This is a genomic window from Ensifer sp. LBL (assembly GCF_050435225.1).
Taxonomy (GTDB): domain Bacteria; phylum Pseudomonadota; class Alphaproteobacteria; order Rhizobiales; family Rhizobiaceae; genus Ensifer.
This window is the reverse complement of the sequence record NZ_JBNDJY010000006.1, coordinates 60720-85058: the sequence shown is the minus strand read 5'-3', so window position 1 is coordinate 85058 and position 24339 is coordinate 60720. Positions and strand designations below refer to the sequence as shown.

General features: G+C 61.1%; 24 protein-coding genes. 12 read left to right on the top strand and 12 right to left on the bottom strand.

What is annotated here, in order from left to right; genetic code table 11:
* Positions 1 to 169 precede the first annotated feature (169 nt).
* From OKW20_RS23565 to hemE, 8 genes are all read right to left on the bottom strand, one after another.
* Positions 170 to 1060, bottom strand: coding sequence for a ParB/RepB/Spo0J family partition protein (locus OKW20_RS23565; RefSeq protein WP_043624216.1), 891 nt, complete (start codon positions 1058 to 1060; stop codon positions 170 to 172).
* Positions 1061 to 1095: 35 nt separating this feature from the next.
* Positions 1096 to 1890: a ParA family protein gene (locus tag OKW20_RS23560; RefSeq protein ID WP_192451478.1), complete on the bottom strand. Its 795-nt coding sequence runs from the start codon at positions 1888 to 1890 to the stop codon at positions 1096 to 1098.
* Between the two features lie 17 nt (positions 1891 to 1907).
* Positions 1908 to 2546, bottom strand: coding sequence for a 16S rRNA (guanine(527)-N(7))-methyltransferase RsmG (rsmG, locus tag OKW20_RS23555; RefSeq protein WP_429119039.1), 639 nt, complete (start codon positions 2544 to 2546; stop codon positions 1908 to 1910).
* The gene (gene mnmG / locus OKW20_RS23550; protein ID WP_429176555.1) at positions 2543 to 4423 is read right to left on the bottom strand and encodes a tRNA uridine-5-carboxymethylaminomethyl(34) synthesis enzyme MnmG; all 1881 of its coding nucleotides are present in this window, start codon (positions 4421 to 4423) and stop codon (positions 2543 to 2545) included. Before mnmG ends, rsmG begins: the two co-directional genes overlap by 4 nt.
* A 94-nt stretch (positions 4424 to 4517) precedes the next feature.
* Positions 4518 to 5846 (bottom strand): tRNA uridine-5-carboxymethylaminomethyl(34) synthesis GTPase MnmE, encoded by a 1329-nt coding sequence (gene mnmE, locus OKW20_RS23545; protein ID WP_429175984.1) that lies wholly within the window; start codon positions 5844 to 5846, stop codon positions 4518 to 4520.
* A 370-nt stretch (positions 5847 to 6216) separates the two neighbouring features.
* Positions 6217 to 7482 (bottom strand): transcription termination factor Rho, encoded by a 1266-nt coding sequence (rho, locus tag OKW20_RS23540; protein ID WP_089044254.1) that lies wholly within the window; start codon positions 7480 to 7482, stop codon positions 6217 to 6219.
* Positions 7483 to 7676: 194 nt separating this feature from the next.
* The gene (hemJ, locus tag OKW20_RS23535) at positions 7677 to 8219 is read right to left on the bottom strand and encodes a protoporphyrinogen oxidase HemJ (protein WP_429175980.1); all 543 of its coding nucleotides are present in this window, start codon (positions 8217 to 8219) and stop codon (positions 7677 to 7679) included.
* Positions 8216 to 9247 carry a uroporphyrinogen decarboxylase gene (gene hemE / locus OKW20_RS23530; protein WP_429175978.1) on the bottom strand — a complete coding sequence of 344 codons (1032 nt, stop codon included), beginning with the start codon at positions 9245 to 9247 and terminating at the stop codon, positions 8216 to 8218. Before hemE ends, hemJ begins: the two co-directional genes overlap by 4 nt.
* A 407-nt stretch (positions 9248 to 9654) precedes the next feature.
* On the opposite strand from hemE, the gene OKW20_RS23525 reads away from it, so the two are divergent.
* Genes OKW20_RS23525 through dnaQ form a run of 5 tightly spaced genes read left to right on the top strand, consistent with a single transcriptional unit; the run spans position 9655 to position 13256 of the window.
* Positions 9655 to 10476, top strand: a complete 822-nt coding sequence (locus OKW20_RS23525; RefSeq protein WP_043624228.1) for a pyruvate, water dikinase regulatory protein — start codon at positions 9655 to 9657, stop codon at positions 10474 to 10476.
* A gap of 31 nt (positions 10477 to 10507) precedes the next feature.
* Positions 10508 to 11107: a Maf-like protein gene (locus OKW20_RS23520; protein WP_429176552.1), complete on the top strand. Its 600-nt coding sequence runs from the start codon at positions 10508 to 10510 to the stop codon at positions 11105 to 11107.
* Positions 11100 to 11957, top strand: a complete 858-nt coding sequence (locus OKW20_RS23515; protein ID WP_429119047.1) for a shikimate dehydrogenase — start codon at positions 11100 to 11102, stop codon at positions 11955 to 11957. Before OKW20_RS23520 ends, OKW20_RS23515 begins: the two co-directional genes overlap by 8 nt.
* Positions 11957 to 12559, top strand: coding sequence for a dephospho-CoA kinase (gene coaE / locus OKW20_RS23510; protein WP_429119049.1), 603 nt, complete (start codon positions 11957 to 11959; stop codon positions 12557 to 12559). Before OKW20_RS23515 ends, coaE begins: the two co-directional genes overlap by 1 nt.
* Entirely contained in the window at positions 12552 to 13256 is a 705-nt protein-coding gene (dnaQ, locus tag OKW20_RS23505; RefSeq protein ID WP_043624234.1) for a DNA polymerase III subunit epsilon, read from the top strand. Before coaE ends, dnaQ begins: the two co-directional genes overlap by 8 nt.
* A 62-nt stretch (positions 13257 to 13318) precedes the next feature.
* On the opposite strand, the gene secB is transcribed toward dnaQ, so the two are convergent.
* Together secB and OKW20_RS23495 are read right to left on the bottom strand one after the other, a co-directional pair.
* Complete coding sequence (secB, locus tag OKW20_RS23500) at positions 13319 to 13816, bottom strand: protein-export chaperone SecB (protein WP_043624236.1); 498 nt, start codon at positions 13814 to 13816, stop codon at positions 13319 to 13321.
* 180 nt (positions 13817 to 13996) lie between these two features.
* On the bottom strand, positions 13997 to 14494 hold the full coding sequence (locus OKW20_RS23495) for an FxsA family protein (RefSeq protein ID WP_429175976.1): 498 nt from the start codon (positions 14492 to 14494) through the stop codon (positions 13997 to 13999).
* A gap of 130 nt (positions 14495 to 14624) precedes the next feature.
* Between OKW20_RS23495 and OKW20_RS23490 the strand changes: the two genes are divergently transcribed.
* The 5 genes from OKW20_RS23490 (at position 14625) to gyrB (ending at position 19954) form a co-directional block, all read left to right on the top strand.
* Complete coding sequence (locus OKW20_RS23490) at positions 14625 to 15329, top strand: Tim44/TimA family putative adaptor protein (protein ID WP_429175973.1); 705 nt, start codon at positions 14625 to 14627, stop codon at positions 15327 to 15329.
* Positions 15330 to 15344: 15 nt separating this feature from the next.
* Complete coding sequence (mltA, locus tag OKW20_RS23485; RefSeq protein WP_429175970.1) at positions 15345 to 16448, top strand: murein transglycosylase A; 1104 nt, start codon at positions 15345 to 15347, stop codon at positions 16446 to 16448.
* A complete protein-coding gene (locus OKW20_RS23480; protein WP_429175966.1) occupies positions 16441 to 17010 on the top strand; it encodes a Smr/MutS family protein in 570 nt (189 codons plus the stop codon). Before mltA ends, OKW20_RS23480 begins: the two co-directional genes overlap by 8 nt.
* Entirely contained in the window at positions 17007 to 17384 is a 378-nt protein-coding gene (locus OKW20_RS23475; protein WP_043624249.1) for a helix-turn-helix domain-containing protein, read from the top strand. The genes OKW20_RS23480 and OKW20_RS23475 overlap by 4 nt, the downstream gene beginning before the upstream one ends.
* A 134-nt stretch (positions 17385 to 17518) precedes the next feature.
* On the top strand, positions 17519 to 19954 hold the full coding sequence (gene gyrB, locus OKW20_RS23470; RefSeq protein WP_043624256.1) for a DNA topoisomerase (ATP-hydrolyzing) subunit B: 2436 nt from the start codon (positions 17519 to 17521) through the stop codon (positions 19952 to 19954).
* A 63-nt stretch (positions 19955 to 20017) separates the two neighbouring features.
* On the opposite strand, the gene OKW20_RS23465 is transcribed toward gyrB, so the two are convergent.
* Positions 20018 to 20614: a nitroreductase family protein gene (locus OKW20_RS23465; protein ID WP_043624348.1), complete on the bottom strand. Its 597-nt coding sequence runs from the start codon at positions 20612 to 20614 to the stop codon at positions 20018 to 20020.
* Between the two features lie 246 nt (positions 20615 to 20860).
* On the opposite strand from OKW20_RS23465, the gene gabD reads away from it, so the two are divergent.
* Both gabD and hpaI read left to right on the top strand, forming a co-directional pair.
* Positions 20861 to 22315: an NADP-dependent succinate-semialdehyde dehydrogenase gene (gene gabD / locus OKW20_RS23460; RefSeq protein ID WP_429175961.1), complete on the top strand. Its 1455-nt coding sequence runs from the start codon at positions 20861 to 20863 to the stop codon at positions 22313 to 22315.
* 127 nt (positions 22316 to 22442) lie between these two features.
* Positions 22443 to 23249, top strand: coding sequence for a 4-hydroxy-2-oxoheptanedioate aldolase (hpaI, locus tag OKW20_RS23455; protein WP_429175959.1), 807 nt, complete (start codon positions 22443 to 22445; stop codon positions 23247 to 23249).
* On the opposite strand, the gene OKW20_RS23450 is transcribed toward hpaI, so the two are convergent.
* The gene (locus OKW20_RS23450; RefSeq protein WP_429175957.1) at positions 23243 to 24331 is read right to left on the bottom strand and encodes a mannitol dehydrogenase family protein; all 1089 of its coding nucleotides are present in this window, start codon (positions 24329 to 24331) and stop codon (positions 23243 to 23245) included. The two genes, hpaI and OKW20_RS23450, sit on opposite strands and share 7 nt — an antisense overlap.
* Positions 24332 to 24339 lie beyond the last annotated feature (8 nt).

Genomic DNA, 24339 nt, shown 5'->3' with positions numbered 1-24339 from the left:
AGCTTCACCGGCGGGCTTTCGGCGGGTCTGCCTGAGATGTTTGGGTGCCTTCATGTCACCAGCCGAATTAAGCTGTATGCCAAAAGATCTCGTTATATCAAACAATTAGGCGCGCCGCTCTTGGAGCGACGCGCCATCAATGCATGAATTCGAGATCTGAAGGAGTGGCTTATCGCCGCTCCAGCAGCCTGCAGATTTCTTCAAGCTGATCCAGCGTCTTGTAGGCGATGCGCAGATGGCCACCGGACGCCTTGTGGTTCACCGTGACTTCAAGCCCGAGGCTATCGGACAGCGTGCGCTCGAGCGCCAGCGTGTCCGCATCCTTCTCGTCGCGACGGGCGGTCTTGCCGTAGTTCGGATCGTTCTGCGCGCGAATATCGTTCTGCGCGATACGCTCGGCGTCACGCACCGAGAGACCCTTGGCAATGATCGCCCGGGCGAGGGTGGCAGGATCCGACGTTGGAATGAGTGCGCGCGCATGTCCGGCCGACAGCGTGCCTTCCGACAACATGTCCCGAACCGGCTCCGGCAACTTCAAGAGACGCAGGCTGTTGGCGACATGGCTTCGGCTCTTGCCGATGATCTCGCCGAGATCGTTCTGCGTATAGCCGTGCTCGGCGATCAGTTGTTCATAGCCAAGCGCTTCGTCCAGCGGATTGAGATCCGAGCGCTGGACGTTTTCAACGATGGCGATTTCGAGCGCCGTGCGATCGTCGACGTCGCGAATGATGACCGGGATTTCGGTGAATCCGGCCAACTGTGCCGCACGCCAACGGCGTTCACCAGCGATGATCTCGTAGCGATCGGCGCCGATCGTCCGGGCGACGACAGGTTGAACGATCCCGTGCTGGCGGATCGAATTGGCAAGATCCTGCAGTTCGGCCTCGTCGAACTGACGACGCGGGTTGCGCGGATTGCGCGATACGAACTCGATCGGCACGCGCCGATCGGGATTGACCGGGGCAGGGGCGGCCGCGCCCGTTTGCAACGGCTGATCCATCTCGCCGATCAACGCGGCCAATCCGCGACCGAGCCGCCTCTTCGAGCTATCGTCGTTCATATCGTCACCCGAGTTAAATTACGCTACCGAAATGATTATGCCGCCTTGCGCTGGCGCTCGCGCTGAATGACTTCGGAGGCCAGCTGCAGATAGGCCTGGCTGCCGGCGCATTTCAGATCATACAGAATGGCCGGTTTGCCGTAGGACGGCGCTTCCGAAACGCGAACATTGCGCGGAATCAGAGTGTGGTAGACCTTGTCGCCCAGATGCGTCCGCACGTCGCTGACGACCTGCTGTGCCAAGTTGTTGCGCGAATCGAACATGGTCAGGACGATACCCTGGATATCCAGGCTCGGATTCACGGTCCGGCGTATCTGATCCACGGTCTCCAGTAGCTGGCTCAGCCCCTCAAGCGCGAAGAATTCGCACTGAAGCGGCACAAGCACCGAATGGGCCGCTGCCATCGCGTTCATCGTCAGTAGGTTGAACGATGGCGGGCAATCGACCAGCACGTAGGAGTACTCCATTGCGGCGGGGCTGACCAAGGCCTTGCGCAAACGGAAGACACGATCCGGTTCCTGCGCGATTTCCATTTCGACGCCGAGAAGGTCCATTGTCGACGGAATGATTGCAAGGTTGGGGACCGCCGTTTCCTGGGCGATCTCGCCGATTCCGTGCGATCCCATCATCAATTCATAGGACGACAGGTTCCGATCGCGGCGCTGGATACCAAGACCGGTACTGGCGTTGCCCTGAGGGTCGAGATCGACGATCAGGACGCGCTCGCCGATAGCCGCCAATGCGGTCGCCAGATTGATGGCCGTCGTGGTTTTGCCCACGCCACCCTTCTGATTTGCGATTGTGATGATCCGGTTTTTGCCACCAAACATGTTTCCGCTCGCGATCACTAAGCCTTGCGTGACAGATTTGCGATCTCGAGCACGACAGAATCCGGCTCGACCACGCTTGGATGTTTTACCAGATCAAACTGATAGCGGCTAATGGCTTTGTCGATTTCGCGCTGGTAATCCCGCCCTTTGTGAAAATAGGCGACTGCTTTTTGGTCCTGTGCCGTCATCCACGGCGCAGAATAGTCAAGCAGCAGGGTCAAATCCGCTAACGCACGCGCAGAAACAGCGTCGGCGCGGGGAATAATCGCGCCCGCATCTTCGATTCGAACCGGGTGAACGGAGCCGCGCGCGCCCGTTTCTGCCAAGGCGACGCGCAAAAAGGCAGCCTTCTTGTTGTTGCTTTCGACGAGATGCACCCAGCCATCAGCAAACTCAGCGAGATAGATCGCCGTAATCACGCCGGGAAAACCGCCACCGCTCCCGAGATCGACCCAGGTCTTCGGATCCGGCGACAGCTGCGCGAGTTGCAGACTATCGACGATATGCCGGCGCCAAAGATCCTCGACCGTCGACGGCGCTACAAGATTGATCGACTTCGCCCACTTCTGAAAAAGTCTGGCAAAATGCTCGAGCCGTTCATTCGTTTCACGTGAAACACGCAGTCCGTTCAACACATCGATTGGACTCGCCTTCATTGTACGCTGACCTTTTCTTCACGTTCTACGGTACGGTTCTGTCGCTTCAGCCATGCCAGGATCAGCGATGCGGCTGCCGGCGTCATGCCGTCGACCTTCATCGCCTGAGCCAGATTGCGGGGCGCCTGCTGCTTGAGCTTCTGCTTCAACTCATTGGAGAGGCCCGAAAGCATATCGAAGTCGAAGCCATCGGGTATGACGAGATTTTCTTCGCGCTGAATGCCGGCAATATCCGCGGCCTGACGATCCATGTAGACGGCGTAGACCGCATCGATCTCAAGCGCCTCAACGACGCGCGGACCAATCGACGACAGCTCGGGCCAGATCGGCTGCAAGCTGGCAATCGACTGATCGGGATAGGACAGGATCTCGAAAGCGGTACGCCGTTGACCATCCTTATTGAGCTTCAAGCCATGACGGTTACCCTCGGCCGGGGTGACCGAGAGGCTCTTCAGCAGCGCGCGCCCCTCATCGAAACGCGCACGCCAATCGACAAAGCGATCGCGGCGCACATCGGAGATGCAGCCAATCTCCATGGCAAGCGGTGTTAGGCGTGCATCGGCATTGTCAGCCCGCAGCGACAGTCGGTACTCCGCGCGGGAGGTGAACATGCGGTAGGGCTCAGTGATGCCACGCGACGTCAGGTCGTCGATCATGACACCAATATAGGACTGCGTCCGGCTGAACACGACTTCGGGACGGTTCGTCGCGACCAGAGCGGCATTCAAGCCGGCGACGAGGCCCTGGGCGCCAGCTTCCTCGTAGCCCGTCGTGCCGTTGATTTGCCCAGCCAGGAAAAGCCCCGGCATCTTGCGCACGGCGAGGGTCGCGTTCAATTCGCGCGGATCGACGTGATCATACTCGATCGCATAACCAGGCTGGAGGATTGCAACATTCTCCAAGCCGGGGATCGTCTTGATAAAGGCTTCCTGAATGTCTGCCGGCAGCGATGTCGAAATACCGTTCGGATAGATCGTGTCGTCGTCGAGACCCTCGGGCTCCAGGAAGATCTGGTGACCATCACGCTCGCCAAACCGTACGATCTTGTCCTCGATGGACGGGCAATAGCGCGGTCCGACACCCTCGATCTGACCAGAATACATCGCCGACTTGCCGATATTGTCGGCAATGATCTTGTGTGTCGCTTCCGTGGTGCGCGTCACGCCGCAATCGATCTGGCGGTTCACAATCGTGTCGGTCATGAATGAGAACGGCACCGGATCCTCGTCCGGGCCCTGGCGGCCAACACTTGCCCAGTCGATGGTGCGTCCATCCAGGCGGGCGGGCGTTCCAGTCTTCAGGCGGCCAAGCCGCAAGCCAAACCGCAACAAGGTGCCGGAGAGCCCGACGGACGGTTCCTCACCAACGCGACCGGCCGGGATCTTTTGATCGCCGATATGAATGAGGCCCTTCAAGAACGTGCCCGTCGTCAGAACGACGGACTTGGCTTGGAAGCTTCGGCCGTCCTTCATGACGACACCTTGGATACGGCCGTGGTCTTCCAACAGGTCGAAGGCATCGCCCTCGATAACCGTCAAATTGTCGATGGCAGCGATCTCCCGCTGCATGGCTTCGCGATAGAGGCGACGATCGGCTTGCGTGCGAGGTCCACGCACGGCCGGTCCCTTGCGGCGATTGAGCAGACGAAACTGAATGCCGCCAGCATCCGCGACGCGCCCCATCAAGCCGTCCATCGCATCGATCTCGCGGACCAGGTGTCCCTTGCCCAGGCCACCGATGGCCGGGTTGCAGGACATAATCCCGATCGTCGATGCCTTGTGCGTGATCAACGCCGTGTTGGCGCCCAGACGCGCGGCTGCAGCCGCGGCCTCGCAGCCGGCATGACCACCGCCAATGACGATTACGTCAAATTGCATCTTTGCCTCTTCTCCGGGGTTGACCCCTGTACGAATCGTTTCACGTGAAACACGATGAAGGACTCGCAAACGTTGTATTGCTCTGCGCTACTGATTATTTCCCGATACAGAATTCGGAAAATATCACATCAAGAAGGTTCTCAACATCCACACGCCCGGTTATCCGTCCAATTGCATCGCCAGCAAGGCGCAAGAGTTCTGCGCGTATGTCCAGTCCCAGATCCTGCCTTGCCAGGCTGTCGTCGATCGAGTGTTGCGCCTGCCGCAGGCTATCGACATGTCGCCGCCGAGACGGCAGTGACAGCGACGTGCGCCCACTGAGATCGGGCAGATGCGCCGAGATCGCGTCCAGCAGTTGTTCCATACCGTCGCCGGTTTTCGTGGAAACCAACACGTCGGCAGAACCATCGCGCCAACTAACACTGCCGCGATCGAGTTTGGTTCCGACGCGCAGCACCGGCGTCATCTCGGGTGCAAGGTCGGATATGACATCAAATCCATCAGGCGCATCGGCCAGCAGCAAGATCAGATCCGCTCTCTCGATAATTTCTCGCGCGCGACGAATGCCTTCTTGTTCTACTTTCTCGTCGGTCTCCCGCAGACCGGCCGTGTCATAAAGTTTCACGGAGAATCCGGCTAAGGAAAGGTCGACAGAAAGAACGTCGCGGGTCGTGCCGGCAATCTCAGTGACGATTGCAATGTCGCGTTGGGCCAGCGCGTTGAGCAAGCTCGACTTGCCGGCGTTTGGCTCACCTGCGATAACGATCTTCAGGCCATCGCGGATGATCTCCGCGATCGGTGCGTCGGCAATATGCGCTGCGATCTCTTGCGACAGTAGAGACATGTCCCGCCAGATGCGCTCGCTGACCGATCCCGGCACGTCGTCTTCATCGGCAAAATCGAGCTCCGCCTCGATCATCGCCCGCGCATGGGTCAAGCGCTTCGCCCAGCCGGCATAGACTTTTGACTGTCCGCCGCCGGAATGCTCGATCGCGAGCCGACGCTGCATTTCCGTCTCGGCGACAATCAGGTCAGCGAGACCCTCCACCTCGACCAGGTCGAGCTTGCCGTTCTGGAAAGCGCGGCGTGAAAACTCACCGGCTTCTGCATGGCGCAAACCCTCGAGCTTCGAGAGTTCCTCAAGCAGCGCGTTGACCGCGGCGCGGCCACCATGGATCTGAAATTCGGCGCAATCTTCTCCGGTAAAGGAGGCAGGTCCGTGAAAGTAGAGAACAAGGCCGCTATCGATAACATCACCGTTACGAGACCGAATCGATCTCAATGCCGCCGACCGCGGCGAGGGAACCCCACCGCATAGTGCCTGCAGCACCGCTTTGGTATGCCTTCCGCTGACACGCACGACGGCGACGCCGGCGGGCAGAGCTCCGCTGGAAAGCGCATAGATCGTTTGCGTCGCTGTCATGGGCTCACCTGAAAAGACCGCGGGCGCATGCAAGTGCGTCGATGGTCGAAACAATGGGGATCGTCGAAGTTCCCGACCGGATCGTCCTGCTTCGCGGAGTGCGCTCACACGGAGCCAAACGGTATCTCAAAGGGTCGGCGTGCTTATGCCGAAAGAATGCCGAAATTTCAAGATGCCGCTGCATCCTCGTGTTTCACGCCCGTACGTGTTTCACGTGAATCAGCAGGTGGGGCGGCGATCCAACGGCGGGCGTAGAGCGGAGATCGTTGCTAAACCGAATCGAACGCAGTGGAGAATCCGGCTAAGGTTTTGAAACGAAAAAACCGGCCGACGCATGGTCGACCGGCTTTCACAATTGGCGATGAACGTCTTAGGTGTTCATCGAGTCGAAGAAATCGCCGTTGTTCTTCGTCTGCTTGAGCTTGTCGATAAGGAACTCGATCGCGTCCGTCGTTCCCATCGGCGCCAGAATACGGCGGAGCACGAAGATCTTCTGCAGATCCTGGCGCGGAACGAGCAGGTCTTCCTTACGCGTACCGGACTTGAGAATGTCCATCGCCGGGAAGATGCGCTTGTCGGCGACCTTGCGGTCAAGCACGATTTCCGAGTTGCCGGTGCCCTTGAACTCTTCGAAGATGACTTCGTCCATGCGGCTGCCGGTATCGATCAGCGCGGTCGCGATGATCGTCAGCGAGCCACCTTCCTCGATGTTACGGGCGGCACCGAAGAAACGCTTCGGGCGCTGCAGGGCGTTGGCGTCGACACCGCCGGTCAGGACCTTGCCCGATGACGGAACAACGGTGTTGTAGGCGCGGCCAAGGCGGGTGATCGAGTCGAGCAGGATGACGACGTCACGACCGTGTTCCACGAGGCGCTTGGCCTTTTCGATCACCATTTCGGCGACCTGAACGTGGCGCGTCGCCGGCTCGTCGAAGGTCGAGGAAACGACTTCGCCCTTCACCGAGCGCTGCATGTCCGTCACTTCTTCCGGACGTTCGTCGATCAGGAGAACGATCAGGTAGCATTCCGGATGGTTGGCGGTGATCGAATGGGCGATGTTCTGCAGGAGAACGGTCTTACCGGTGCGCGGCGGCGCGACGATCAGGCCGCGCTGGCCCTTGCCGAGCGGTGCGACCAGGTCGATGACGCGGGCCGAAAGATCCTTCGAGGTCGGAACATCGAGTTCCATCTTGAAGCGCTCGTTCGGGTAGAGCGGCGTCAGGTTGTCGAAGTGGACCTTGTGACGGATCTTTTCCGGATCGTCGAAGTTGATGGTGTTGACCTTGAGGAGGGCGAAGTATCGCTCGCCTTCCTTCGGTCCGCGGATCGGACCCTCGACCGTGTCGCCGGTCTTCAGCGAGAAGCGGCGGATCTGGGAGGGCGAGATGTAGATGTCGTCCGGGCCGGGGAGGTAGTTTGCATTCGCCGAGCGCAGAAAGCCGAAGCCGTCCTGCAGCACTTCAACGACGCCTTCACCGATAATCTCGATATCCTGAGCCGCGAGCATCTTGAGGATTGCGAACATCAGCTCCTGCTTGCGCATCGTGCTGGCGTTCTCCACCTCGAGCTCCTCGGCGAAAGCGAGCAGATCGGTCGGCGTCTTGTTCTTGAGTTCTTGTAGCTTCATTTCAGCCATGAAGGATCCATGTTTGGTATGGGTAGTGGAGAGATGGCGAGTATTGATTAGGGAGCTGCAGCTGGAAGGGGCAGGCTCTTGTCTTTGTCACAAGCCATGAAGAGGAGATGGCAGAAAATAGCGATTCACGTGAAACCCTGCAAGGGGCTGTCGCAAATTAGAAACGCCTATGACAGGCCGCAAATCGATTAAATTCAAAATGGCTTCACGACGACCATGATGACGATGAGGATCATCAGCAGCGTAGGGGCCTCGTTCATCAACCGCCAATAGCGCGCGTCGTGCCTGTTTTCGTCGCGCTGAAAGGCGCGCACCGCACGGCTGAAACGCATGTGGACAACCGTCAGCAGCACCACGAACAGAAGCTTGGCATGCAGCCAGCCACCCTGGAAGCCATAGACGCTCCAGGCGAGATAAAGCCCGAGCACCCAGGAAATCATCATCGCCGGGTTCATGATGACCTTCAGGAGCCGCAACTCCATCATCTTGAAGGTTTCCGACTGGGCGGAGCCGGGCTCGGCATCCGTGTGGTAGATGAACAGCCTGGGCATGTAGAGCAACGCCGCCATCCAGGACATCACGGCGATAACGTGCAACGCCTTGATCCAGAGATAGAGATCATCCGGGCGCCAGACGAACAGACCGACAAGAAGCGCCGCGAACGCGCCGAGCGCGATCGCTGCCCTGAGCCGCGCCCTGTTGCCGGGCGCCCTATCGGTCTGCTTCTCCGCCATCATCTTGCTCCGCGAACCCGGGCAACCAGCGCCGAGACGTGATCTGGATCTGCCTGCGGCGTTATGCCATGGCCGAGATTGAAGATCAGCGGACCGTGACCGAGTGCGTCGAGAATGCGGTCGATGCCTTCCTCAAGCGCCACGCCGCCGGCGACCACCCGCATCGGATCGAGATTGCCCTGTACCGGCCCTTCCTTCTGCAGGTCCTTGGCGAAGGAAAGCGGAACCGTCCAGTCGAGGCCGATTGCGTCTGCCCCGGTCGCCTGCCGGTAGCCGTTCAAAAGCTGCCCTGCGCCCTTTGCAAAAGCAATGATCTTTGCCTGCGGCCGCTGCGCCCGAACGGAGGCGATGATCCGCTGCACCGGTTTGATGGCGTAGCGGGCGAATTCCTCCTCGCCGAGAACACCTGCCCAGGAATCGAAGATCTGCACCGCATCGGCGCCGGCATCGATCTGCCGCACGAGATAATCCGCCGACACATCCGCCAGAAAGGCGAGCAAATGATCGAAAGCTTCGGGATTGCGATAGGCGAAGAGACGGGCAGGGGCCTGATCCGGCGTACCGTGTCCGGCGATCATATAGGTCGCAACCGTCCAGGGAGCGCCACAGAAGCCGAGCAGCGTCGTTTCTGAGGGAAGTTCTGCGCGCAACCGCGAAACCGTCTCAAAGACCGGCTGGAGGTGCTCAGCGATGCCCTCTGGCTTCAGGAGACGGATACCATCGACATCGATCGGATCCATTCGCGGCCCATGGCCTTCTTCGAAGCGCACGTTGCGTTTCAGTGCATCGGGAATGACCAGGATGTCGGAGAAGAGAATGGCAGCATCGAAAGCGTAGCGCCGGATCGGCTGCAAGGTGACCTCGACGGCGAGATCGGGCGTGTAGCAAAGATCGAGGAAGCTTCCGGCGACAGCACGTGTCGCCCTGTACTCGGGCAGGTATCGTCCCGCTTGGCGCATGAGCCAGATCGGGGGAGGTGACACCGTCTTCCCTGCCAAAACTTCCAGAACCTTTCTGCGCGTTTCGGTCACGGATCGTCTCTCCCAATTTAAAATCAAAGATATTTACAAGGTTTCTATTTCTTAGAGTCGGTGGGTATCAAGGATTAAAACTACCCACCGACTTGTCCACGAGCGGCGATCGTAGCGCCAACTGACGGGACAATGAGAGCGATCTCTGGAAAAACAGCGTGGTCAATCCAGGAAACGCTTTTTGAATCATGTCTTTAAGCCGCGCTCGATTTTTGCCGCGCCTGTGGAAAAGCGGTTGATACGCGTGACACTTTGTCCGCACCGCGAGTCTTGTCCACATCCGCCCCGAAACAATGTCCGCGACAGTGCCAATTGTGAATAACTCGGCTGTTTTCCACTTGCCTGGATCCAGGCCCCGTCGTTAGCTGTGTTTGATCCCGGCTTATCAACAGCACCAGGAGAATTGCGTGGAGAACAAGAAAAACTACTTCCACCTTCACCTGATTTCGGACTCAACGGGCGAGACTCTCATTGCCGCCGGGCGCGCCGCCGCCGCCCAATTTCAAAGCTCGCATGCGCTCGAGCACGTCTATCCGCTGATCCGAAACCGCAAGCAGCTGCTGCAGGTTCTCGACGCCATCGATGGCGCACCGGGCATTGTTCTCTATACGATCGTCGATCGCGAACTCGCCGACATCATCGATCGCCGTTGCCGCGAGATGGGCGTTCCCTGCGTCTCGGTGCTCGATCCGATCATCGACCTTTTCCAGTCCTATCTCGGATCCCCGTCGCGGCGGCGCTCAGGCGCTCAACATGTGATGGATGCGGAATATTTCGCCCGCATCGACGCACTCAACTTCACCATGGACCATGACGACGGTCAGCTGCCGGCCGATTTCGATGATGCGGATGTCGTTCTCGTCGGCATCAGCCGGACGTCGAAGACGCCGACCAGCATCTATCTCGCCAATCGCGGCATCAAGACGGCGAATATCCCGATCGTCCCGGGCGTGCCGCTGCCTGAAAGGTTGATGGAAGCGACGAAGCCTCTCGTCGTCGGGCTGATCGCGACGGCCGACCGTATTTCGCAGGTGCGCCAGCACCGGGTGCTCGGAACGACGCAAGGCTTTCACGGCGATCAGTACACAGACAAGGCCTCGATTACCGAGGAACTGAAATATGCCCGGTCTCTCTGCGCGCGCAACAATTGGCCGGTCATCGACGTCACCCGCCGTTCGATCGAGGAAACCGCGGCGGCGATCGTTGCCCTGCGTCCGCGTCTGCGTTAGAGCGGATTCGAACAATTCGGGAACCTGAATGATGACATCTTCGCTCGTCCTGGCCTCGGCCAGCCCGTTTCGGCGGGCGCTCCTGGAGAATGCCGGCCTGGTCTTTAAAGCGAGGGCAGCCGAGATCGATGAGCGCGTGCTGGAAAAGCCGCTTGAAGATAAAGGTGCAGCACCCGAGACCGTCGCTCTCGAACTGGCGGAAGCAAAGGCGCGGGATGTCGCGCGGCATTTTTCCGGGGCGCTGGTGATCGGTTCCGATCAGACGATGTCCCTGGGCTCGCGGGTCTACCACAAGCCGAAGACCATGGCTGAAGCCGCCGCACACCTGCTGTCGCTTTCCGGCCAGACGCACCGCCTCAACAGTGCGATCGTGCTTCTTCGTGATGACGAGATTGTCTGGCGGCACGTCTCTTCCGCCCACATGACCGTACGACCGCTGACAGCGGAGTTCGTCGAGCGTCATCTGGAGCGTGTCGGCGAGAAGGCGCTTTCGAGCGTCGGCGCCTACCAGCTGGAAGGCGAGGGCATCCAGCTCTTCGAAAGGATCGAGGGCGACTACTTCACCATCCTCGGTCTTCCGATGCTGCCGCTGCTTTCCAAACTTCGCGAACTGGGAACGATCGATGCGTGATTCACGTGAAACATTTGTTAACCACGCCTTCGTCACCGGCTACCCGATCAAGCATTCCCGGTCGCCGTTGATCCATGGTTATTGGCTGAAACAGCTCGGGCTGCCCGGCAGCTACCGCGCCCATGAGGTCAAGCCGGAAGATTTCGCCGCCTTCGTGGCCAGCCTCAAGGATGGGACATCCGGTTTCAGCGGCGGCAATGTCACCATTCCCCATAAGGAAGTGGCCTGTCGGCTGGCGGATCAGCCGGATGAGCTGAGCCAGGAACTCGGAGCTGCCAACACGCTGTGGGTTCAGGACGGAAAGGTGCATGCCACCAACACCGACGGCCGCGGCTTCGTTGCCAACCTCGACGAGCGGGCGGCCGGTTGGGACAAAACGTCGACGGCGGTCATCCTCGGCGCCGGCGGCGCCAGCCGGGCGATCATCCAGGCTGTTCGCGACCGTGGCATAAAAACGATCCATGTCGTCAACCGCACCGTCGAACGGGCGCAGGAACTTGCCGACCGGTTCGGCCCGGCGGTCGAAGCCCACCCGATGGGCGCACTCACGGACGCAATGACCGGCGCAGGTCTGTTCATCAACACCACCTCACTCGGCATGGACGGCAGCGAAGCACCGGCAATCGACTTCGGTGTCATGGCTTCGAGCGCCGTTGTCACGGATATCGTCTATGTTCCCTTGAAGACGCCGATCCTGGCGCAGGCAGAAGCGCAAGGCTTTGCGACCGTAGACGGTCTGGGCATGCTTCTGCATCAGGCGGTGCCCGGCTTCGAACTCTGGTTCGGCTGTCGGCCGACGGTGGACGCCGCTCTTCGACAATTGATTATCGACGACATGGACAGGCACTGATGATTATCCTCGGGCTCACCGGATCGATCGCCATGGGCAAGTCGACGACCGCCCAGATGTTTCGCGATTTCGGGGTGCCGGTGAACGATGCCGACGAGGTCGTGCATCAGCTCTATAGCGGCGAGGCGGTCGCACCGGTGGAAGCGGCCTTTCCCGGAAGCACGAGAGATGGAAAGGTCGATCGCGCCGAACTTTCGCGCCAACTCATGCAGGCGCCGGAACGGCTGCGCGAACTCGAGGCGATCGTCCATCCGCTGGTGCGCGGCAGGGAGCAGGAGTTCCTTGCGGAAAACCGCGCCGCCAATGCGCCCTTTGTGGTCCTCGACATTCCTCTTCTGTTTGAAACGGGCGCGGAAAAGCGGGTCGATCGCGTCGTCGTCGTGACCTGTTCGGCCGAACTGCAACGCCAAAGGGCGCTGAAGCGCCCAGGGATGACCGAGGAAAAACTTGCGATGATCCTTGCGCGGCAGGTGCCGGACAGCGAAAAGCGTAAACGCGCCGACTACATCATCGATACCAGCGACAGTTTCGACGTCACCCGGGCCCAGGTGAAGGCCGTCGTCGACCAACTCGCAGCCAGCAACGGAGACGCGGATGCGTGAGATCATCTTCGATACGGAAACGACAGGCCTCGACAATCGCGAGGACCGGGTGATCGAAATCGGCGGTGTCGAGCTCGAGAACCAGTTTCCGACCGGCCGCACGCTGCACATCTTCGTCAATCCCGGCAGCCGCAAGGTTCACCCGGATGCGCTCGCCATCCATGGCATCACCGACGAGTTCCTGAAGGACAAGCCGCCATTTGCCGATGTGGTCGAGGAGATCCTCGCGTTCTTCGGCGATGCCCGCTGGGTCGCGCACAACGCCACCTTCGACATGGGTTTCATCAACGCCGAGTTCGCAAGGCTGGGAATGCCTCCGATCGCGAACGATCGGGTAACGGATACGCTGGCGCTCGCCCGCCGCAAAAATCCGATGGGACCGAACTCGCTCGACGCACTGTGCCGCCGGTATGGCATCGACAATTCGCATCGCGCCAAGCATGGCGCTCTTCTCGACTCCGAACTGCTGGCTGAAGTCTACATCGAGATGCTCGGTGGCCGTCAGGCCGCACTCGGGCTCGTGTCCAGCAAATCGACCGGCCAGGCGATCGAACACGATGAAGCGCCGATCCTTATCGGCCAGCGGCCGCGCCCCTTGCCGAACCGGCTCTCGGAGGCTGACCTGGCAGCTCATGCGGCGTTGATTGCAAAGATCGGTTCCAAGGCGATCTGGACAAAATACGAACCTCAGGAATGAGGCAGATACGAAAAAGCCCGGCACATTGGCCGGGCTTTTCGTTTCAGCAATCTGAAATTCGATCAGTTTGCGGTTTCGTTCGAAACCTGGGCGCGGACCTTTTCTTCGGCCATGCGCTGGGCGAACATCTGGGCGAAGTCGATCGGGTCGATCATCAGCGGCGGGAAGCCGCCGTTGCGGGTTGCGTCGGCAACGATCTGACGGGCGAACGGGAACAGCAGGCGCGGGCACTCGATAAAGAGCAGCGGCAACATGTGCTCCTGCGGGAAGCCGGCAACGCGGAAGACGCCGCCATAGGCGAGTTCAACGTTGAACAGAACGCGGTCGCCGTCCTTGGCTTCTGCGTTCAGCGAGAGCACGACGTCGAAATCGTTCTCTGCGAGCGGGTTTGCATTGACGTTGACGTTGATATTGATCGCCGGCGCCTTGTCACGGGCCTGCAGCGAACGCGGCGCGCCCGGGTTTTCGAAGGAAAGGTCCTTGATATACTGGGCGAGGATGTTCAGCGTCGGGCTCTGCTGCGCGCTGCCGTTGCCGTTGGATGCGGTATCAGTCGTCATAAGGGTTCCTCGACAAAAATAGGTGAGGCCATCTAGCATTTCGGCCTAGGGCTTACAACCCTGCGGGCCCGGCGCTTTCCAGCGGCCGCGCGGCCTCCCGCTCCAAGCGGAGAGTTGAAAGAATGCTCCGGAATATGGGCGATAGCGTGCCGTTCCTGCATTCTGCCGGCATGGCTTTGGCTAGGGCCGGCGGCGATCGTCGACCTGCGGCGGGTCCTCGTCGTCCGTCCGCGAGAATTCGCCGTCTTCCAGGTCGATGACGCGCGGCGAGGGGCCCGGTTCGCGCGGACGTGTCCAGCCGGCACCGGAGGCAGCGGTCACGATCGTCATTCGCTTGCGCAGAAAACCGGCAACCGCATTGCGCACGAAAGGCAAAAACAGCAGGAGACCGATCACGTCGCTGACGAAGCCCGGCACCACCAGCAAGATCGCCGCGACGAACAACAATGCGCCGCCAAGCACCTCCCGGCCCGGGTCGCTGCCGTTGCGCGTGGCGTCCTGCATCCGACGAATGACGGTAAATCCCTGGACTCTCAGCAGGATAACGCCGACAAATGCACTGGCAAGAACCAGAAGCAACGTCATCAGGAGGCCGATCTCTCGGCCGACGACAACGAAACCGGCGATCTCGGCCAGCGGAAGCCCGAGGATGGCAAGGGGGATAAGAAATGAACGCATCGATGCTGCCCGAAAATGAAACCTGGTGTCACATCCCCGTCTAAGGGTGCGACATCGCCATTTGAATGATCTATTCTTGCGGACTATATGGAATAGCCACGAGAAATTCTAACAGCGGTTCCGGGTGGAAATGGGCTCTTTTGACTTCATCACGTTTTTTTTCCTGATCGCCGCGGTGGTCATTTTCCTGCAACTGCGCAGCGTCTTGGGCCGCCGGACCGGGAACGAGCGGCCGCCGTTCGATCCGTATTCGCCACGCGACATGAGCCAGGGGCCGGATAACGGTGACAAGGGCAAGGTCGTGCAATTGCCGCGCCGCGAGAATGCGGACGAAGAAGCGAACCGCTACGAAGCGATCGACGCCTTTGCCAAGACCGGAACGACGCTGAACACCCAGCTACGGGCGTTGAGCGATGCGGATCAGGCTTTCGATCCCAAGGAATTCGTCAACGGCGCCAAGATGGCCTACGAGATGATCGTCATGGCTTTCGCGGACGGCGACCGCAAGACGCTGAAGAATCTGCTGTCCCGCGAGGTCTATGAAGGCTTCGACGCGGCGATCACCGATCGCGAGCGCAAGGGCGAAGTCGTCAAGTCCACCTTCGTCGGCATCGACAAGGCGGACATCATTCACGCCGAAGTGAAGGACAGCGAAGAGAACATCACCGTTCGCATCGTCAGCCAGCTGATCTCGGCGACCTACGACAAGCAGGGCGGTCTGATCGACGGCGACGCCGAGTCAGTTGCGGAGGTCAACGATCTCTGGACCTTCGCGCGCGACATTCGCTCGCGGGATCCGAACTGGAAGCTGATCGCCACCGAATCCGAAAACTGAGCGGACGCGGTACCGATGTCCTATCGACTTGAGCCAGCCCGTTTCTCCGAGCTTCCGGGCTGGCAGGATGATGATCCGACCACGGTGATCGAGGCGATGCGTCGCTGTCACCAGCATGTCTCGACGGTCAAACCCTATCGCACGGGTTCTCTCGGGATTTCGGTCGACGATCTTTCGCCGGCCTTCTCCGCATCGCAGCAGCAGGTTGACAGCGCAGAGAACGCGCGGGCGTTTTTCGAAGCGCAGTTCGTCCCCTTCCGGATCGTGCCCGAGACGGGTTCCGGTTTTGTCACGGCCTTCTACGAGCCCGAGATTGATGTCCGCGCCGAACCGGACGAGACCTATCGTTATCCGCTCTACCGCCGGCCGGACGATCTGGTCGATGTTAACGATGGCAACAGGCCGGAGGGCATGGATCCCTACTTTGCATTCGGCCGCTCCGAGGGTGGACGGATCAGCGAATATCCGGACAGGCAGGCAATCGAGCAGGGCCATCTGGCCGGCCGCGGCCTGGAGATCGCCTATGCGAAGTCCAAGGTCGAGATCTTCTTCGTTCATGTGCAGGGTGCCGCACGGCTCCGGTTCCCGGATGGTTCGCGTCGTCGCGTCACTTATTCGGCCAAGACCGGGCACTATTTCTCCGCCGTCGGCAAATTGCTGATCGAGCGCGGCAAGATCGATGCCGCCACCGTTTCGATGATGAGCATTCGTGACTGGCTGGAAGCCCATCCCGACGAGGTCGATGAAGTTCTCTGGCACAACCGGTCGTTCATCTTCTTCCGCGAGGCAGAGGTCGAGGACGAGCGGTTGGGGCCGATTGCCGCCGCCAAGGTCTCGCTCGAGCCGAACCGCTCATTGGCCGTCGATCGGTTGATCCACACTTTTGGCGTTCCCTTTTTTATCGCCAGCGGGAGCTTGACGCGGCTCGATGACGGAAAGCCCTTCCAGCACCTGATGCTGGCGCTCGATACCGGCTCGGCGATTGTCGGCCCGGCGCGCGGCGATATCTTCACCGGGTCCGGTTTCGAGGCTGGCGAACGGGCCGGAGCGGTTCGCAACGCGGCCGACTTCTACGTCTTCGTTCCCAAGGCGGCCGCGGCCCGTTACGGCCATGGTTAAGGACAAGAAGCTCTCGGCCGAGGATCGCATTCTCTGGGGCAAGGTTGCCCGTTCGGCGAGACCGATGCCCGGTCGGCTCGTCGATCTCATGGAGATTCTGGCCGAGGCCGAACAGGCAAAGCCTCCGGAAGAGGCGAAGGCCAAGCAGCAGCCGCAACAGCCGGCAACGGCAGCCGAGCAGTCGGGCATAGCGCTGACGAAGAAGCCCGGCGAAAAAGTGCATCATCCTCTGGAGCGGCCGGTCAAGCGCAAGCTGGCCAAGGGGCACCTGGTGCTCGAGGGTCGCATCGACCTGCACGGTATGATCCAGAGCGAAGCGCATGGTCTTCTTCTGCAGTTTCTGCTGAGGGCGCACGAGCGGGGGCTGCGGCATGTGCTCGTCATTACCGGCAAGGGCACTTCGTTCGGCAGTGACGGCGCCTTGAAGCGAGCCGTGCCACTCTGGTTCTCGCTTCCCGAATTCCGGCCGCTGATCTCGTCCTATGAACCTGCCGCCCGAAACCATGGCGGCGACGGCGCGCTCTATGTTCGCCTGGCGCGGGTGAGGGGCAGCGCGCTATGACGCCCTTCGGCCAGGCTCTGCGCGAACTCCGGCGCCGCAAGGGCGTGTCGCAGAAGGAGATGGCGAAGGCGATCGGCGTCTCTGCGGCTTATCTCTCGGCGCTCGAGCACGGAAAGCGCGGTGCACCGAGCTTCGATTTCCTCCAGCGCGTCACCGGCTACTTCAACGTGATCTGGGACGAGGCGGAGGATTTGTTCCGCATCGCCAATGTCTCCTCGCCGAAAACGGTGCTCGACACGTCGGGTCTGACGCCCGAGCACACCGCATTTGCAAACCGTCTGAGCGAGCAAATCCGTGCTTTGTCTCCGGAGACGATCCGCAAGCTGGAAGATGTTTTGGAAAAAGCCACATTTCCTGATAATGACAGGGGATGAATGCTTGTTTCCGGCCGCTGCCTGGCGGTCCGGGATTTGGAACCGTGGACAAATTTCCTATAGTCCGCGAGGCGTCCGAGACGTGATTCGCAACGAATCACCATGTCCGAAGAACCTGGAAAGACCCGTACCGTATGACCGATACTCCTGAAACCGCAGCCGGCGCCAGCGCCGAATATGGTGCCGATTCCATCAAGGTGTTGAAGGGCCTCGACGCCGTACGCAAGCGGCCGGGCATGTATATCGGCGACACGGACGATGGCTCCGGCCTGCATCACATGGTGTACGAAGTCGTCGACAACGCGATCGACGAGGCGCTTGCCGGCCACGCCGACGTGGTCACGGTGACGCTCAATCCGGACGGATCCGTAACCGTGACCGACAACGGTCGCGGCATCCCGACCGGCATCCATAAGGAAGAGGGTATCTCGGCCGCCGAGGTCATCATGACCCAGCTGCACGCCGGCGGTAAGTTCGACCAGAACTCCTACAAGGTTTCGGGCGGCCTGCATGGCGTTGGCGTGTCGGTGGTCAACGCGCTTTCGGTCTCCTTGAAGCTGAAGATCCGCCGCGACGGCAAGATCCACGAGATGAGCTTCACCCACGGCGTCGCCGATGGTCCGCTCGCCGTCACCGGCGATGCGGGTGACGCGACAGGCACCGAGGTGACGTTCCTGCCGAGCGCCGAGACCTTCTCCAAGACCGAGTTCGACTATAGCACGCTCGAACATCGCCTGCGCGAGCTCGCCTTCCTCAATTCCGGCGTCCGCATCATGCTGACCGACAAGCGCCATTCCGACGTCCGGCAGGACGAACTGATGTATGAGGGCGGCCTCGAAGCCTTCGTCGCTTATCTCGACCGCGCGAAGAAGCCGCTGGTGCACAAGCCGGTGGCTATCCGCGGCGAAAAGGACGGCATCACCGTCGAAGTGGCGATGTGGTGGAACGACAGCTACCACGAAAACGTGCTCTGCTTCACCAACAACATCCCGCAGCGCGACGGCGGTACGCATATGGCGGGCTTCCGGGGCGCGCTGACCCGACAAGTCACGTCCTATGCCGATACATCCGGCATCACGAAGCGGGAAAAGGTCACGCTCCAGGGTGAGGACTGCCGCGAAGGCCTGACGGCTGTGCTCTCGGTCAAGGTTCCCGATCCGAAGTTCTCGTCGCAGACCAAGGACAAGCTGGTGTCGTCGGAAGTGCGGCCGGTGGTCGAAAGCCTCGTCAACGAGGCGCTGAGCACCTGGTTCGAGGAACACCCGACCGAAGCCAAGATCCTGGTCGGCAAGGTCGTCGAAGCGGCTGCCGCCCGTGAAGCCGCCCGCAAGGCCCGCGAATTGACCCGCCGCAAGGGCGCGCTCGATATCTCGTCGCTGCCCGGCAAGCTGGCGGACTGCTCCGAACGCGATCCGGCCAAATCCGAAGTCTTCCTGGTGGAAGGTGACTCGGCCGGTGGTTCCGCCAAGCAGGGCCGGTCGCGCGAAAACCAGGCGATCCTGCCGCTGCGCGGCAAGATCCTCAACGTCGAGCGTGCGCGCTTCGACAAGATGCTGTCGAGCCAGGAAATCGGCACGCTGATAACCGCGCTCGGCACCTCGATCGGCAAGGACGAGTTCAACGCCGACAAGCTGCGCTATCACAAGATCATCATCATGACGGACGCCGACGTCGACGGCGCCCACATCCGCACGCTGCTGCTCACCTTCTTCTTCCGGCAGATGCCGGAACTGATCGAGCGCGGCCACATCTACATCGCCCAGCCGCCGCTCTATAAGGTGACGCGCGGCAAGTCGGCGCAGTATCTCAAGAACGAACAGGCGCTCGAAGATTACCTGATCTCGATGGGTCTCGAGGAAGCGACGCTGCAGCTTGAATCGGGTGAAGTCCGCGCCGGGCAGGACCTGCGCGAGGTCATCACCGACGCGCTGCGCCTGCGTAACCTCATGAACGGGCTTCACTCGCGCTACAACCGGGCGATTGTCGAGCAGGCGGCCATTGCCGGCGCGCTGAACGTCGAGCTCAACGGCCAGCGCGACGAATACGAAAAGACCGCCGCTGAAATCGCCCGACGTCTCGACGTGATCGCCGAGGAAACCGAGCGCGGCTGGACCGGTACCGTTACCAGCGAAGGCGGGCTGCGGTTCGAACGCATGGTGCGCGGCGTCAAGGAAGCCGCGGTGCTCGATATGGCGCTGATCGGTTCGTCCGATGCGCGCTACATCGACCAGCTGGCGTCGAAGCTGAAAGAAGTCTACTCGGCGCCGCCGGTATTGCGTCGCCGTGACGGCACGCAGGAGATCAGCGGCCCGCGTGCGCTTCTCGACGCGATCTTCGCCGCCGGCCGCAAGGGCCTGTCGATGCAGCGCTACAAGGGTCTGGGCGAAATGAACGCCGAGCAGCTCTGGGAAACGACGCTCGATCCGAACGTCCGCTCGTTGCTGCAGGTCCGGGTGACCGACGCCACCGACGCGGACGGTCTGTTCTCGCGCCTGATGGGTGACGAGGTCGAGCCGCGTCGCGATTTCATTCAGGAAAATGCGCTGAGCGTCGCCAACCTCGACATCTGATCGAGGCCATTGCAGAGACAAAAAGAAAATCCCGGCCTGAGAGCCGGGATTTTTGTTTGTGCTTCACTCGCCCTTGAACTGGCCCTCGAAGGCGAATTCGCCGACCGGCTTGCGCTGGCTCGGAATTTCGCGTGCGCGCAGATCGTCCGGCAATGTCGAGGGATCGGCGAGCCGGCCGATCGCAACGGCGGCTTCGACCCGGTAGTGTTCGGGGACGTTCAGGGCGTGCATTGCCTTGTCGCGATCGATGCCCGCCATGCCGTGGGTGTGCCAGCCCGCAAGCGAGGCCTGCAAGGCGAGGCTGTACCAGGCCGCCCCGGTATCGAAGGCGTGGGTATAGGCATGCCGCATCTCGCCGTTCTGTGCTGCATTATGCGTTCTTGAAATCACGATCAGCAGTGCTGCCGCATTCTTCGCCCAGCGTTGGTTTCCCTCGTCGAGCGTTTCGAGCAGCACCGGGAAGCGATCCGTGCCGCGACGCGCATAAACGAAACGCCAGGGTTGTCGGTTGCTGGCAGACGGCGCCCAGCGGGCCGCTTCGAAGAAGGAAAGCAGGGTCTTTTCGTCGATTTCCTCGTTGGTGAAGGCGCGGGGCGACCAGCGCTCGATGAACATGGCATCGATCGGATGGTCAGCTTTTCTGTTGTCGGTCGCCGTCATGGACATGCCTCTTCTCGGTGTCGCGTGAACTTGGGAACGCCGCCGGACCGACGGGCGGCCCATGGTTTGATTCGTTTCGAACGCTACATGAGGACGGATGGCGAAGGAACGGGTTGGATGCACGCAAACGTGAGCGCCCGTTCGCCTAGTGCGCCTCAGGAAATTGCAGAAACGGCGACTTGGGGTCATTGCTGTTTCCAAGAAAAAAGTTGTATAAGTTCTGTAGGATTTGAGAGAGGACGGATCATGTCGTTTAAGGACCCATCATTGTTTCGCCAGGCAGCGCTTATCGGCGGCGAGTGGATCGAAGCGGACGCGGCAAACGCGATCGAGGTGAACAACCCGGCGACGGGTGAAATCATCGGTCGCGTGCCGAAGCTCGGCGCCAAGGAAACCAAGGCTGCGATCGAGGCCGCGCGTGTCGCCCAGAAGGGCTGGGCAGCGCGCACGGCCAAGGACCGCGCCGGTGTCCTGCGCAAATGGTTCGAGCTGATGATCGAGAACAAGGAGGATCTCGGCCGCATCCTGACGCTGGAGCAGGGCAAGCCGCTGGCCGAAGCGACCGGCGAAATCGTCTATGGCGCAAGCTTCGTCGAGTGGTTTGCCGAAGAGGCGCGCCGTCTCTATGGCGACCTGATCCCCGGCCACCAGCCCGACAAGCGCATCCTCGTGATGAAGCAGCCGATCGGCGTTGTCGCAGCGATCACGCCCTGGAACTTCCCCAATGCGATGATCACCCGCAAGGCCGGCCCGGCCTTTGCCGCCGGCTGCGCCATGGTGCTGAAGCCGGCCGCCCAGACGCCGTTCTCGGCGATTGCGATCGCCATTCTGGCCGAGCGCGCCGGTCTGCCGAAGGGTCTTTTCAGCGTCATCACCGGCTCAGCTCGCGAGATCGGCGCCGAGATGACCTCGAACCCGGTCGTGCGCAAGCTCACCTTCACCGGCTCGACCGAAGTGGGTGCGGAGCTCTATCGCCAGAGCGCGGCCACCATCAAGAAGCTCGGCCTCGAGCTTGGCGGCAACGCGCCCTTCATCGTCTTTGACGATGCCGATCTCGACGCGGCTGTCGAAGGCGCGCTGATCGCCAAGTTCCGCAACAACGGCCAGACCTGCGTCTGCGCCAACCGCATTTATGTGCAGGACAAGGTCTATGACGCCTTCGCCGACAAGCTCGCCAAGGCGGTCGCCAAGCTGAAGATCGGCAACGGCGTCGACGAGGGCGTGATCCTCGGCCCGCTGATCGACAAGGCGGCGCTGGAGAAGGTGGAGGAACATGTCGCCGACGCCACCTCGAAGGGCGCTCGCGTCATCCAGGGCGGTAAGCGTCACACCCTCGGCGGTAACTTCTACGAGGCGACGGTTCTGGCCGATGTCACCCAGGCGATGGCGGTTGCACGCGAGGAAACCTTCGGGCCGGTCGCACCGCTCTTCCGCTTCACCGACGAGGCTGATGTGGTCGAGCAGGCGAACGACACCGAGTTCGGCCTTGCCTCCTACTTCTACGCCAAGGATCTTGCGCGTGTTTTCCGTGTGGCCGAAGCGCTGGAATACGGCATGGTCGGCGTCAACACCGGGCTGATCTCCACGGCCGAAGCGCCGTTCGGCGGCGTCAAGCTGTCCGGCCTCGGACGCGAGGGCTCACGCTACGGCATCGAGGAGTTCACCGAGATCAAATACGTCTGCCTCGGCGGCGTTGCGTAAGATACGGTACCCAATCTGAAAAACCGGCCGGAAAGTTCTGGCCGGTTTTTTTCTTTGCCGATAGAAATCTCGTAATTGCGGGATCGAGGCATCGCTCGTCCCGTCGCATTGCAGGAGGAGACGACCCATGCCGGCACCGAAGAACCCGTTCAAAGCAGCGCTGCGCGAAAACCGCTTCCAGCTCGGGCTGTGGGTGGCGCTTGCCAGCCCCTATGCAGCCGAGGTGGTGTCCGGCAGCGGTTACGACTGGCTGCTGATCGACGGCGAGCACGCGCCGAACGACATTCCGCTGCTGTCGGCGCAGTTTCGTGCCGTCGCCGCATCGGCGAGCCACCCGATGGTTCGCCTTCCGGTGGGCGATACCGTGCTGATCAAGCAGATCCTCGACACCGGCGTGCAGACGCTCCTGATCCCCATGGTCGAGAGCCTGGCGCAGGCGCAGCAGCTGGTGCGCGCCACCCGCTATCCGCCGCATGGTATTCGCGGCGTCGGCGCCGCCCTCGGGCGCGCCTCTGAGTTCGGCCGCATCGGCGATTATCTCCAGACCGCCGGCGATGAAATCTGCCTGATCCTGCAAATCGAAAGCCGCGCGGGTCTTGCCGCCATCGACGAGATTGCCGCACTCGATGGCGTCGACGGCCTCTTCATCGGTCCCTCCGATCTGGCCGCCGACATGGGCTATCTCGGCAAGCCAGGCCATCCGGAGGTACGCGCGGCGATTGCCGACGCGTTCGAGCGCATCAAGAAGGCCGGCAAGGCACGCGGCATCATGACGCTCGACCTCGAGCAGGCGCGCGACTATCGCGAGATGGGCGCTGATTTCATGGCGATCGGCACGGATGTCACCTCCCTCGTGCGTGCGACGACGACGCTGCGCCAGGAGTTTCTCGGCGAAGCGACGTCGGCTCCGAAGAGGCAGGAATCCGGCTACTGATTGCAGATTGCCTGGAGTTCGGGCATCGCAACGCCCGGGCTCCAGCGCCGCAAATCGACGATCCGCCGCTCGATCTTTTCGCGGTGGTGGTTGGCGATATCGCCTAGGCGGTGATCGAGGAACGGGTTTCTGAAGCGTTCCAGCGTCGCGACAACATAGTCTGCCGCTTCGCTCTCCAGGCCCTTTGCCGCAAAGGCCGGAATCACTTCGGATCGATAGATACGGTCTAGCGGCATGGCGATGTCGGGATCGGTCAAGATTTCCCGCACAGTCTCCTTCGGGTCGCGGCCTTGCCTAAGCCAGAGATCGGCCAGCACCGTGTGGCCGAGATTGAGGATGTGGAGCTTCAGCTTCTCGTAAGGCGTCAGGTCATCCACGAGCTTTACACAGGGGTGGATGCATGGGGGCTGCAAGCCGGGCTGGTTTTCGATTGCCCAGAGCGCATAGGGCTCGGCAATGGCACCGGCCGGCTCGAGCGGCTCGGAGACGATGCGGTCGACCAGCGTGTTGGCCCAGACGACATCCTTGTCCAGCCAGTCGGCAAAGGCTTTGTCTTTCACCCGCTCCGCCGCAAGCCGCAGCATCAGTGCCTTCAGCACGTCGCCGTTGCGCGATACCAGTTCGCAGGGAAGCATCGTCAGGGGACGCCCGCCTGCGTCGAAGCGCGCCTTCAACAGCAGAAGCAGCTTGCCCGGAAAGGAACGGGGAACTTCCGTTATCGGATCGTCCTCGCCGAGCTGGTAGCCCGTGTCGCCAGTGTTGGAGATCAGGATTTCGGCTTCCTCGGCGACAATCGCCCGGATCTCGCTCCAGTTTTGGGCTGTCGAAAGCGCGCGCACGACGCTTGTCACGTGCTGCGTTGCGTCAATCCTCTCGCCTCCCTGGATGCCACGAATGATAACGGGAAAGCCGTCGGGGCGCGAAAGTGCCGCAAGACGTCCGGAGCGTTCGCTGGACCCGGTCGTCTGAACGATCGTGATCGGTCCTGCTGCCTCTCCTCTCTTCAAAGCCTCGCTGATGAAGAGGTCGGCATGCGCCTGAAGGAAACGGCTCGTTCCGAATTGCACGATCGGCGTCGGCATGCGTAGGC